8 protein-coding genes are annotated in these 13,224 nt (G+C 46.1%); all 8 read left to right on the top strand.

Going from position 1 to position 13,224, the window contains the following annotated elements; translation table 11 throughout:
* The first annotated feature begins 12 nt into the window (after positions 1 to 12).
* The 8 genes from V1L65_RS00755 to V1L65_RS00720 all read left to right on the top strand — a co-directional run bounded on the left by V1L65_RS00755 (position 13) and on the right by V1L65_RS00720 (position 12,903).
* Complete coding sequence (locus tag V1L65_RS00755) at positions 13 to 1,269, top strand: response regulator transcription factor (protein ID WP_331697131.1); 1,257 nt, start codon at positions 13 to 15, stop codon at positions 1,267 to 1,269.
* Positions 1,266 to 3,071, top strand: coding sequence for a sensor histidine kinase (locus tag V1L65_RS00750; RefSeq protein WP_331697130.1), 1,806 nt, complete (start codon positions 1,266 to 1,268; stop codon positions 3,069 to 3,071). The genes V1L65_RS00755 and V1L65_RS00750 overlap by 4 nt, the downstream gene beginning before the upstream one ends.
* Positions 3,072 to 3,251: 180 nt before the next feature.
* Positions 3,252 to 4,205 carry an ABC transporter permease gene (locus tag V1L65_RS00745; protein WP_331697129.1) on the top strand — a complete coding sequence of 318 codons (954 nt, stop codon included), beginning with the start codon at positions 3,252 to 3,254 and terminating at the stop codon, positions 4,203 to 4,205.
* 10 nt (positions 4,206 to 4,215) lie between these two features.
* Positions 4,216 to 5,085 carry a carbohydrate ABC transporter permease gene (locus V1L65_RS00740; protein ID WP_331697128.1) on the top strand — a complete coding sequence of 290 codons (870 nt, stop codon included), beginning with the start codon at positions 4,216 to 4,218 and terminating at the stop codon, positions 5,083 to 5,085.
* A 55-nt stretch (positions 5,086 to 5,140) separates the two neighbouring features.
* Complete coding sequence (locus tag V1L65_RS00735; protein WP_331697127.1) at positions 5,141 to 6,733, top strand: extracellular solute-binding protein; 1,593 nt, start codon at positions 5,141 to 5,143, stop codon at positions 6,731 to 6,733.
* Positions 6,734 to 6,858: 125 nt separating this feature from the next.
* Positions 6,859 to 8,814 (top strand): FAD-dependent oxidoreductase, encoded by a 1,956-nt coding sequence (locus V1L65_RS00730; RefSeq protein ID WP_331697126.1) that lies wholly within the window; start codon positions 6,859 to 6,861, stop codon positions 8,812 to 8,814.
* The gene (locus V1L65_RS00725) at positions 8,807 to 9,793 is read left to right on the top strand and encodes an FAD-dependent oxidoreductase (protein ID WP_331697124.1); all 987 of its coding nucleotides are present in this window, start codon (positions 8,807 to 8,809) and stop codon (positions 9,791 to 9,793) included. Before V1L65_RS00730 ends, V1L65_RS00725 begins: the two co-directional genes overlap by 8 nt.
* Positions 9,790 to 12,903, top strand: a complete 3,114-nt coding sequence (locus V1L65_RS00720; RefSeq protein WP_331697123.1) for an alpha-mannosidase — start codon at positions 9,790 to 9,792, stop codon at positions 12,901 to 12,903. Before V1L65_RS00725 ends, V1L65_RS00720 begins: the two co-directional genes overlap by 4 nt.
* Positions 12,904 to 13,224: the final 321 nt, after the last annotated feature.

Below are 13,224 nucleotides of genomic sequence, written 5' to 3'. Positions count from 1 at the left end.
GGGGGATTAAACATGTATAGGCTGATGATCGTAGATGATGAGGAAGAAATAAGAGAAGGCTTATCTGATTTAGTAGACTGGTCAAGTCTTGGTTTTATGGTAATCGAGAAGCTTCAGGACGGGCAAGATGCGATCCGTTATTTAAAGGACCATCAGGTAGACGTTATTTTAACGGATATTAAGATGACTTATGTCAGCGGCATAGATTTGGCTCAATACGTCTATAACCAAAAGCTGAATACAAAGGTCGTTATTTTAAGCGGTTTTCAAGAATTTGATCTTGCCAGGGCAGCTATTCGCTATAATGTTTCCCACTATTTGCTTAAGCCTACGGATTTGGAAGAGGTAGCGCTTGTATTTAATAAAATTGGTGAGGAATTAGATCAAGAAAAAAGGGAACGCGAACAGCAATACCAACAAAACCAACATGTCAAAACGCTTAGACCACTGCTCATGGAGCAGTTTTTTTCCAATCTGCTGCAAAACGGATCTAAAATAAGAAATACAGAGGAATTGCATAGCAAATTGAAGCAAACTGGCTTGTTAGTCGACTCTGTAAACAGCAGATGCTGCTTGATGCAAGCAGAATGGTCAGATATGTCCAGCGGTCCAGTTAAAATAAAATCAGATATTTATCAATCTATTACACTCGCCATTACGAAAGAGCGCGAGCAAATTTCCTATATTTGCGTACATGCAGCGGAGAGGCAATTTTTTATCATTGGAATTGCGCTGTGCGAAATGACAAATGAACAGTTTCAAAAAAAGGCGGAGCAGTATTTTTTACAAATACAAAACTCTTTGTCCGCATTGCTGAGCTTGTCAGCCCGGCTCGAGCAATTCGAATTATATGCCACTATGCTGGAGCTTATTGAAGCCTGCAATCGTATCTCTGAGCTGAGCGAAGCAGAAAAGGATGCCGAAGAGGAAGGGGTCAAAACCTATACGGATGATCGCATCATTATTCGGCAGGCAAAGCAGTTTATTGATGAGCATTTCGAAACGGATCATTCGTTAGGCGAGGTAGCAAACCATGTAGGACTGAATCCGGTTTATTTCAGCAGGCTGTTTAAACAAGAGACGGGACAAACTTACTCTGATTATTGCACAGATATTCGCATGAGAAAGGCGATGGACTATTTGAAGGATCCCAAATACAAAATTTACGAAATCGGATTTTTGGTAGGGTATAGAAATACAAAGTATTTCCATAAATTATTTAAGCGGCAGACAGGGCTAACTCCTTCTGAATACAGGAATCAGCTATGAAAACGATACCTATTAATGTTTGGCGCTACATTCGTCATTACAAATTCAACAGTATATTGCTGCGCAATTTTATACTTATTATGACGCTGATTAACGTCCCAATGGTGGGAATCAGCGTTTTTGTCTATTCACATAACGATGCCGATATGCGCGCAGAAATCGAGCGCTCCGCGCAAAATGAGCTGGCCGGTATTCGCGCATCTATGGATCTGATTTTGTCTGATGCTGAGCAGCTGTCTGTTCGAATGAAAGCAGACCCTGATGTTCTGCTTTTTTTGAGTAAAAAATTGTCTTCCCCGCTTAGCTACAACGATGCGCAAACGATTTTGCGCATTCAGCAAATGCTGCAAACCGTGAAGCTGACCAGCTCCTATATTGACTCTATATTTATTTATTCAGAGCTGAATGATTATTTGCTAATGGCCAGCTCCGGCACAGCCCAGACCGATGCTTATTATAATTGGCAGCCCAATATGCAAGGCGGAAGCTCTGCTTCTTCCCACTATTGGCTTGCAGCGGCGACGGAGGATGGCCAGAGCTCGCTTCTAAGCTTTATTAACGATGCTTCGGCTTTTCGCAACCGTTCGGAAAATAGCGGCAGTGTATCTATCAATATGAATCTGGATAGCTTAAACGCACTGTTAAGCAGTGCGGAGAAGCGCAGTATTTATTTATTGAACCAGGAGGAGCGTCTCGTTTACAGCCCTGACTCTGGGCTGCTGAACCAATCGCTGCTGGAAGCAGACCCGATGCTTCATGAGCTGCTGCAGCAAGATTTGGAAACTTATATGATCAAGCAGGACGGCTACAGCCAGGTTATCGCCCAGCTGCCATCCCAAACGATTGGCAATTGGAAATATGTTTCGGTAAATTCCTTGGAAAGATACCATTCCGAACAGGCCAGAGTAATAGATTTGACTATTATTTTGCTTATTGTAAGCGTGCTGGCTTCCATTGTACTTGCCTTCATCATAGCTGTAAGAAGCTATAGTCCTATTCGTCAAATCTTATCCTTGATTGAAAACAAAGAAAATCCGTTTATGCTGTTAGGCAAGCTTGAAGATAAGAAAAGGAATGAGACAGAGTTTATACTGCGCAATTTGACGGCCTCCTATCATCAAAAGCAAAATGCCGAGGCGCAGCTGAAGGAGAAATATGAGCTGCTGCGCAAAGCTCAGGCCATTGCCTTGCAAGCGCAAATTAATCCCCATTTTTTATACAATACGCTGGAATCTATCAATTGGAAGGTTATGCGGCTGTCGAGCGGTAAAAATGAAGCGACTCAAATGATTTTATCGCTATCGACATTGCTTCGTCTCACACTGGAGACAAAGGATGATCTTGTTCCGATACGGAAGGAGCTGGAGCATGTCAGTCTCTATGTCGAGCTGCAGAAGCTTCGCTACAAGGATAAATTCAGCTTTGAATATAACGTGGAAGAGCGTCTAATGGATTGCAAAATTGTTAAGCTTGTTCTCCAGCCGCTTGTAGAAAATGCAATTTATTACGGAATTAAGCAGAGCACGCATCATGGCCTTATAACGATACGCGTGTTTTCTCATAAAGATCATATTATTGTGCGTGTTCGGGATAATGGGATCGGCATCCCCCGTTCGGTAGTACAAGCACTAAATGACAGCTTTGATCGCGAGCATTTGCAAGAAAATGAGCATATTGGACTTCGAAACGTCAATCAGCGCATCCGTCTGGCATTTGGCGAGCCGTATGGGCTGACCGTGCGCAGCAAGCTGGAGGTTGGAACAATAGTGGAAATGAAGCTGCCTAAATTGCATGCCGTTTGAGTCAATTTCGTAATTCCGAAAAATTTTGAAATGATAGTATTTTCATAAAACAGATAATGAAGCAGCCTTAAATGTAAATGACGCAGGATTGTTTGTAAGTTTTTTCAAACCTATCATTGAAGTATATCAAAGCCCGCCACAATGGATGAAGCGACATTAACGAGGAAAGGAGGCAGCGATATGCTTCGTGAAGAGGTAATTATAGCGCCCAAGCCATTAAAGCTGAAAAGAGAAATGACTTTGGGCAAGCATCTAATAAAATATAAGTGGCTTTATATCTTTTTAATTCCTGGCTGTTTATATTTATTGATTTTCAAATATATTCCGATGTTTGGCGTGCTCATTGCCTTTAAAGACTTCAGCCTAGTTCGGGGGATATGGGGCAGCAGCTGGATTGGCTTCGATAACTTTCAATATTTATTCCAATCAGCTGATTTTTACAAAGTATTGCGCAACTCTTTAATTTTAAGCTTTTACCATATTGTATTTGGTTTTCCAGCGCCAATACTGCTAGCCCTTATGTTAAATGAGGTACGCAATATGGTTTTCAAACGAATTAGTCAAACTGTGCTGTATTTGCCGCATTTCATTTCGTGGGTAGTGCTTTCTGGCATGATTATTAATTTTTTATCGCCTTCTACAGGCCCGGTCAATTATGTCATACAGTGGCTTGGCTATGAACCGGTTTCGTTTCTTTTAAAGGCAGAATACTTTAGAACGATACTCGTTTCAGCAGAGGTTTGGAAGGGGGCCGGCTGGGGCACGATCATATACCTGGCAGCCATGACAAGCATCAGTCCAGCATTATATGAATCAGCCAAGCTCGATGGCGCATCACGTATTCAACAAATGCGCTATATTACTTTGCCGGGGATCGCTACGACAATTACGGTGCTGCTTGTACTGCAGCTGGGCCATGTACTGGATAACGGATTTGAACAAGTATTTTTATTGTATAATCCGTCAACCTATGACGTCGCGGATGTATTTGAAACTTATACCTATCGAATCGGCTTGCTGGATGGACGGATGTCCTTCGCGGCTGCAGTTGGATTGTTTAAGGCGGCGGTAGGATTAGTCATGGTGCTGGCAGCCAATCGGGTTGCAAAGTTTTTTGGAAATCAACTGTGGTAGGGGAGTGCATATGACCCGTTCAAAAATAAGCTTCTTTGATGCTCTGAATTATACGCTTCTTGTGCTCATTTGTATGATTATGATTTATCCGTTTCTTAATGTAGCCTCGGTGTCGTTAAGCTCGTATAATGCGTATGTCAATAATCCGGTTATGATATGGCCCAAAGAATTTACCTTATCCGCATATAAGCAAATTATTGAGCATGGCATGCTTTGGCGCAGTTATGCGAACACGATCATTGTAACCGTAAGCGGTGTCGCAATTGGCATATTGATTTATATATTGACAGCTTACTCCTTGTCGAAGAAGGTGCTGCGCGGCCGAAGCACACTGATGGTGCTCATTGTTTTTACGATGCTGTTTAACGGAGGCCTTATTCCGAATTACTACCTTATGCGCTCGTTAGGGCTGATTGACTCACTGGCAGCGCTCGTCTTGCCGGCACTGGTTAGCGGATTTAATTTAATACTGATGAAAAACTTTTTTGAATCCTTGCCGGAAGAAATAGAGGAAGCAGCCAAAATCGACGGCGCATCGGACCCATACATTTTGTTCCGCATCGTTGTGCCTTTGTCGAAGCCGATTATTGCAACATTATGCTTGTTTGCAGCTGTTGCCTATTGGAACAATTTTTTTAATGCGATTATCTACATTCGCAGCAGCGAGAATTGGCCTCTCATGCTTTATTTGCGAGAAGTAATAGAAGGCGCCAGCGCGATGGCCCAAAATGCAAATTCAGCAGAGCAAGGCGAGCTGATGACGAGCGAGACGATTAAATATGCGACGCTGATGCTAGTTATGGTACCCATTTTACTCGTCTATCCATTTTTGCAAAAGTACTTCGTTAAGGGCATAATGCTAGGCTCAGTAAAAGGATAAAAAGCTGTTTGCACTTTATGGGCAAGCGCCAAAACATACAGGAGGGTTAATGAATATGAAAGCATTTTCTAAATGGAAGCGTTCTTTTAGTCTAATTGCCATTATAGCAGCAATGCTGACGGCGACTGCTTGCGGGAGCGGATCGGCCACTCCGTCAGCATCGCCGGGGAATGGAGCTGCGCCAACTGCGGCTGCGCCGACCGATAACAAGCCCGAAGAGCCAGTAACGATTAAAGTAATGGCTAACTATAGCACACCAGAACAAACAGAAAGCGATAAAAAGTTTATTGCCGAGATTGAAGCAATGAATAATATTAAGCTTGAGTTTGAAGTGCCGCCTGCGACAGGCTATGCGGAGCGGCTGCAGCTTATGCTTACTTCAGGCCAGTATCCGGATGTCGTCATGTTTAATGATACCGCCGATCAAGGCTTCCAAAATGCGGTTAAGGACGGCATTATTATTCCTGTGAATGAATATATTGCAAGCGCAAAACATTTGCAGGAATATACGTACCAGGCTTCATGGGATCAGCTTCGCATTAATCAAGATGACAAAATTTACGGTATACCCCGTACATCAGTTGTACGTAACGACGGGTATTTTGTCCGCAAAGATTGGCTGGAAAGCATCCAGTTTGACATCCCTGAAAATTTTGAAATTACATTAGAGCAGTTTGAGGAAATTCTTGAGAAATTTACTATTAACGACCCGGATAAAAATAATAAGAAAGATACTTACGGCTATGGCGGCGCTTATGACAACAATAAAGTGCTGAATGTAATCGCGCCAGGAGCCTTCGGATTAACAGGCTGGCAAAAGACAGAAGACGGTAAATATATGAATCCAATGTATGACACAAACAGCGATAGCTACAAAAAAGCGCTTGAATTTACAGCGAAAATGTATACAAAGGGCTATTTTGATCCGGATTCTGCCACTAATGACACTACGAAACAGCGTGAACGCTTCGTTAGAGGCTTGACTGGCGTATTCCCTGGCTTTTCTGGCCACTACGGAGGTATTGTAAATGATCTTAGAAAAAATGTGCCGGATGCGGATCTTGTTTATTTGTTCGTTAAAAATGAGCAGGGAGTAGTCGAGGGCGGTTCTTTGGAGGCTGCTTCAACGGGTCTTTGGGGATTCTGGGCGATTACGTCGAACGCAAAAAATCCTCAAAAAATTGTAGACTTCCTAAACTCCTGGATATCCGACGAAATGTGGGAGAAGACGTCCGATGGCTATGAAGGCATTGATTACCAGTTGAAGGATGGCGCGAAGGTTAAAATGGATGAGCCTGCCCCGCCAGCTCACTTCCGCCGTTCGTCCATGCGCCGTGCCAATGATATAAGCTTCTTCTTGTCTGTAGGCACGCCGAAGGATCAGCTTGACAAAATTGTGCCATGGTTGGAAAAATCGATTGAAACGGTTGTACCGGCCAAGGATAATGCTTTTGTTCCTGAAGCGGCGAAGCAGCCGCGTTATATGGATTATACGAAAGTATGGCAGCAAACGACTATGAAAATCATTATGGGCGAAGAACCGGTATCTAAGTTCGATGAGCTGCTAGAGGGCTGGTATAAAAATGGCGGTGAGCAATACGTATACGAAATGAATGCATACATTTCGCAAATGGAAGGTTCTAATTAAATCAATAAAGGAAAAAGGGAGAACAGCCGAATGGCGTTCTCCCTGTATGTTAATTGGACCTTAAAAAGCTCGGTGGAATGCCCTCAGGAAGAATGGGCTTGATTATAGACAGGGGTGAAAAGGTGATGAATGCAACAAGCATTGTAATAGATGTGCTGGTGGCAGGCGGCGGTACCTCCGGCTGCAATGCTGCGATAGCGGCAGCCCGAGAAGGTGTGTCTGTATGTATGGTAGATATGGATGATGCCGTCGGTGGAGTTGCAACCCGCTCAAATGTAAGCGGCTATCACTTCGGTTCGCGCGGCGGGCTGCAAAATGAAGTAGATAAACGAGTGATGGCGCGTCAGCGGGTGATAGGCGGCAGAGATTCACTTTCGCATCCTGAAGCTAAGCGGTCCGTATACAGCCAATTGCTGCAAGAGTGCGGCGTTCAAGTACTGCTTGGCCATATTTGCTGCGAGGTGCTGATGGAAGGAAATAAAGTGATCGGCATTGCAGCTGCCGGACCTAACGGACGGGTACACATTTATGCCAAGGTTATTGTCGATTGCACATCGGAAGGCGATGTATGTGCCGCTGCCGGCGCTGCTTATACGACAGGCAGGGAATGGGATGGGGTGACGCATAGCTATTCACTAACCCCTCGTATTATGGATGCAAATGAGAAAACAGGCGAGCTGCAAATTAGCCTCCGCAATTTTGATGCCGGCTGGGTGCAGTCGATCAGTGTTCAGGACGTAAGCCGTGCTTACAGGGAGGGACGGGAACGGCTGCTGCATTATTTGACAAAAGGGAATGGGGCCGGCAGACATCTCGCTTCGATTGCTCCTAAATTAGGTGTAAGGGAAGGGCGCCATATCGTTGGCGATTATCAAATGAACATAAGCGATTTTTTGCACGATCGCCATTTTGATGATGTGATTGCACGTTCTTATTCTCATTATGATACGCATGCGAGGGATCTTGGCAATGAATCTGATTTTGCGCAAATGTGGCTGATCGTATTGGATATGTTCAAGAAAAGCGGCTATTGGTGTGACGTCCCTTACCGCTCCCTGCTTCCGCGCGGCATTGAAGGCTTGCTTGTGGCAAGCCGTGCTTTATCCGTCGACCGGGATGTATCGATGGCGGTACGCATGCAGCGTGATATTCAGAAAATCGGCGAAGCGGCAGGAGTTGCAGCTGCAATGAGCGCGCAGCAGTTTATTAAGCCAAGGCAGCTATCTGTCAAGCAGCTGCAAAAGCGACTGGTTGAGCTTGGTGTGCTGAATGAAACGGATATAATGAGATCGCAGACGACAAATTTGCTTTTCCAAAGCGGCTCTCTTGCAGCGATGCCTTTGACCTATGATTATGTAACAGGATTAAATGAAGGGCAGAAGCAGCAGTTAGCCGAGCAGCTTTGCGAATATTTAGGATCAGAAGAAGAGGGGGCAGCGGTTTGGTGGCTTTGGACGATAGGCGAGTCAGCTATTAAGCCCCTTTCACTTGTGCTAGAAATATCGGAACAGTATGCCCGCCGCCGAATAGCTGCATTTGGCTTGGCTTTGCTGGGCTCGGAAGAGGCAATTCCGGTGCTGCTGGAGGTGCTGCAGGCGAAGGATAATAGCAGCAGGGAACATCCGCGTTCGCTTCCGCGCTGGGTAGCTGCAATTGTACTCCTCCGTTTTTTAAATAGCAGCGAAGGGGCAGAGCATGCGATAGCTGCCTTGGAGGAAAACCATAACGCGGGCATTAGCAGCTGCATGCTGCAATATTTGTATCATACCTGCACGCTGCTCGAGACAAGCCAGCAGGCTTTGCTGATGGAACGTTTAAAGCGCTGGGCGGCTAGCCCTGAAGCGGGCAGCTATTATACCCCGCCGGAGTCTAATGCGGTTCTTCATACGAAGTGGCTGGTGGCGCTATGGACGGGTCTTATTGCTGCGAAATGCCGAGACTCGAGCGCTGTACAATATTGCGAGCCTTTTTTGCAGGACAGCAATGAAATTATTAGACAGGCAGCACAGGCATCTCTGAAAAAGATAGAACATTTATTGGCGTCTGAGGAAGCCTGGGAAGGAGGCCAAGCGGATGTTTAACAAACAGTATGACGCTGCAATCGCCGGAGGCGGGACGGCAGCTGTATTGCACGCTTGTGCGCTTGCAGCGCAAGGTCGAAAAGTCATTATACTTGCTGACAGCACCTCATTGATGCACGAATTCGGACTGTCACGTTTGCCGCTGCATGCCGCAGTACAATTAGCTGCACGTTATCCGATCGTTAAGGAATGGATCGAGCTGCTAAAGGCTTATGATGCGATAAAGGATGAACGGATCGAACCGGTCTTTGCTCAGCTGCTTGCAGATGTATTCGTGCAATCCTATGGCGTAGATGTATTGTTTGAAGTTATTCCTATGGAAATTATACGGGGCGATGATGAGGCGGGGGAAATAGAAGGAGTAGTGTTCGCTAGCCGCGAGGGCTTCCAGTTCATTGCTTGCAAATCGATCGTTGACTGTACGGAGCAAGCTATATTGCTGCGAGGGCTGCTGAACGAGAAGCAGCTTGATCTCAGCTCTGTTGCAACGTTGTGGACATTAACCTGTCTGGAGCAAGAACGGCTAGAAAGTGCGGAAGAGCTTACGATAAATGCAGCTAATAACCGTTACGAGATTCGGCTGAGCCCATCCTATTGGGAAGGCGAGCTGAATATTGCTATCGCTGCCTGCTCTGACAATATAGAAAACGGAAAGGAAATCGGATTTATATCTGCTTTGGAGGAACTGATCGTGCAAATAAAAGAGCAAGCCCATTGCGGGGTTGGCTCGCTTATTCATGTCAGTGAGCGGGCCTGGAGCACGCCTTCTTTTTTGCTGGAACAAAAAGCAGATAGCCCGATTACGATAGCAAAAGGAGCTTGGGTCGCTTCGCATGACTATTCGCTTGTTGGAATCGGCTGTTGGACAGAAGCAGGCCATCATTATCTTAATGAAATATGTGTAAGCGATAAAGGAGGGGCCGCTCTTTTTTTCTTGATAAAAGGCGCAATGGAGGCAGCAGAGGTGAGCAAAAGATGACATTACCATTGGAATGGCGCAATCGGGTGGAAATGTGGAAGGAAGAGCTGACACGCCATTATTACTCCGTTTTAGGGCATATCGATCTGGAAGGCTTCACGACGTTTGAGCGGCTGTCGGCTCAAGAGGCTGAGCAGCGGTCGTTTAAGCCATATCCTGAAGGAACAAGCTGGGGAGCAAAATGGGAGTATGGCTGGTTCCGGGGCTCTATTGAACTGCCCGAAGAAGCGGAAGGACAAAGAATTGCCGTTCATTTGGAGCCTGGCGGCGAGAGTGCGGTATTTATAAATAAACAGCCGGCAGGCTGTGTCAGAAGATTTGAGGATTGGCAAAAGATTAATCCTGCGCATCTGAATCGCATTACTTTGGACCGCAGCGGAAGCTGCGGTAAAAAGTATGATCTGCTTATTGAATGCTATTCCGGTCACGGCATTCGGGTTGCGCATGCAGGGCCGACTCCTCTGGGCAGATTGACGATACCCGAGCCGCCGAGCGCCCAGGTGAAAGTAGGAAGCAGCACTTTTGGCATATGGCATGAGGAGGTTTATCAGCTGTGGCTGGATGTAGAGACGCTGTATCAGCTGCGGGAGCAATTGGAGCCATCTTCCTTGCGTGCCCAGCAAATTGATCGAGGCTTGAAGGATTTTACGCTATTGGTTGACTTTGAGCTGCCTTTTGCACAGCTGCTTGAAACGATTCACCAGGCTAGAGAGCGACTTCAGCCGCTTCTTGCGTGCCGCAATGGCTCGACAGCGCCTATGATGTATGCCTTCGGTCATTCCCATTTGGATATTTGCTATCAGTGGCCGCTGGCGGAGGCTAGAAGAAAAACAGCCCGCACCTTCTCGACCCAAATGGCTTTAATGGATGAATATCCTGATTATCGGTTTATTTTAAGCCAGCCTTATTTGTATACGATAGCCAAGCGCGACTATCCGCAAATGTACGAGCGCCTTGCAGACAAAGTAAGCAAGGGGCAGATTATGCCGGAGGGAGCTATGTGGGTAGAGTCTGATACGAATCTGCCCGGCGGTGAAAGTCTGATACGGCAATTTATGTACGGCTTAGCCTTTTTTAAAGAGGAATTTGGCATAAAGAGCGAGCTCCTTTGGCTTCCCGATGTTTTTGGCTTTAGCGGCTCCTTGCCGCAAATAATGCGCGGCTGCGGTGTGTCCTACTTTTCTACCTCCAAGCTTATATCCAACTTTGTAAGGGGAGAGCGATTTCCTTATCACACGTTTAGATGGAGGGGGATTGACGGGACTGAAGTACTCGCAACCCAGCATTTGAATTATTCTGCTCCAGTTGGACCGGAAGCGGTAATGACGGCCTGGAAGGAAAGAACATCGCAGCACGATGTACTGGACTCTCTTATTTATCCATTTGGCCATGGTGACGGCGGAGGCGGGCCAACGCGCGATCATTTAGAGTTTTTCTCCAGATTGAAAGATTTGGAAGGGGCGCCACGAATGCAAATGAGCCATCCAGTGCAATTTTTTGAGCAGTTGCAAGTACAGCAATTACCGGAGGCCGTGTATGCGGGCGAGCTCTATTTAAAGGCTCATCGAGGCACATTAACATCGCAAGCCAAACTGAAAAAGGGCAATCGACGCAGCGAGGCGGCATTGCGGGAAGCTGAGTTTTGGAGCGCCTGGGCTAGCTGGGCCGAGGGGTATGCGTATCCGCAGGAGCAGCTTGAGCAGGTGTGGAAGGAAGTACTGCTGAATCAGTTTCATGATATACTGCCAGGCTCCTGTATTAAGCAAGTAGCAATAGAGGCAGATGAAAGCTACCGGAAGCAGGAGCAGGTTGCGCAGCAAATTAAAGAGGCAGCTATTAATGATTGGATCAAGCCTTCGCCTGACAAGCTGACCGTATTCAACAGCTTGTCATGGGAGAGAAAAGCTTTGATAGAGCTGCCTTCGGATATCGTTTCACTGCCTCGCTGCCAGATTCAGGAGCTGGACGGCGCTAAATATACTGAGGTGGATTTACCGGCTGCCGGCTGGATTACGCTGGACGCTGCTGCTGAAGCTGGCATTTCATACAAAGGTGAAAATGCTTCACAGTACAGCTTAATTGCCTCAGCCGAGCATAGAAAGCTTGAAAATGAATGCATTGCAGTAACATTTAACGAGTTTGGGGAAATTACTAGCTTTATAGAAAAAGCTACAGGACATAATATGGCTGCGGATAGATGCAATGCTTTCCGTATGTTTAAAGATGTCCCGACCATTTGCGATGCTTGGGAAATTGAATCGATGTATGAGCAGCAGCCGGTTGAGCTTCCGGAAACAGCAGTCATAACAGCGGTTGCTGCGGGACCTTTGTTTGCAGCACTTAGAATCAGACGGAAGCTGAACCAATCGTCTATGACTCAGCTGGTTGTATTGAGACGCGGCTGCAATAGCCTGGAGTTTCAAACGGAGATCGATTGGCAGGAGAAGCATAAGCTGCTGAAAGTATGCTTCCCGGTCGATGTGCACAGCAGCGAAGCTATGCATGAAATTCAATTTGGGCATATAAAGCGGCCTACGCATCGCTCAAGGCAGCACGATGAGGATCAATTTGAAGTAAGTCAGCATAAGTGGACAGCTTTGGCGGAACCAAACCGCGGGGCGGCGCTGTTAAATGATTGCAAATATGGGGTAAATGTAACCCGCAACAGCATCAATCTAACTTTATTAAAAGCTGCGTTAGCTCCTGATATGCATGCGGACATTGGGCTTCACCAGTTTACCTACGTTATGATGGGCTGGTCTGGATCGTTTGCTGATAGCGGGGTTATCCGTGCGGGCTATGAGCTCAATCATCCTGCCTTTGCGATGCAAGGCGATGGCGGGATCCGCTCTTTGTTCAAGTTATCGGCTGGTCATATTATAATTGAAACGATTAAGCTGGCGGAAGATCGCAGTGGCGACCTAATCGTCCGGATGTATGAAGCAGAAGGAACGGGCGGAGGATGTGTTGTAAATACTGATTTTTCTTTCAGCAAAGCCTGTTTGGTTAATCTGATCGAAGAGTATGTACATGAGGCAGAAAGCAGCGAGCAGCAGGTCCAGCTTGCATTTCGTCCGTTTGAGATTAAAACGCTTCGCTTTGCGAAATAGAACGCTTTTTAATGAAAGGCTGCTCTTAACGCAGGGCGTGTCGATTCATTGTGAATAGGGGTAACAAGCAATAGAAAGGGAAGTTACTGCGATCAAGTTTGGGATTCCGACCGCTGTTGTAGTCCAATTTTTTTGAACAAATCAACCCTGTAAAGGATAAAATTGGCCTACAAAGGCGGACGCTGCCGCTTCTCCATTCCCAATCTTGCTCTCCGATCCCCTTTTTTATTGCTTACTGAGCCACAATGAATCGACAGCCTTTGATGAATCGTTCAGAGCAACCTTTATACTTAGCACCAATTACTGATCAATTCTGTTATA

The sequence above is a fragment of the Paenibacillus sp. IITD108 genome, from assembly GCF_036541265.1.
Lineage (GTDB): Bacteria > Bacillota > Bacilli > Paenibacillales > Paenibacillaceae > Pristimantibacillus.
This window is presented reverse-complemented; position numbering and strand designations above follow the sequence as displayed.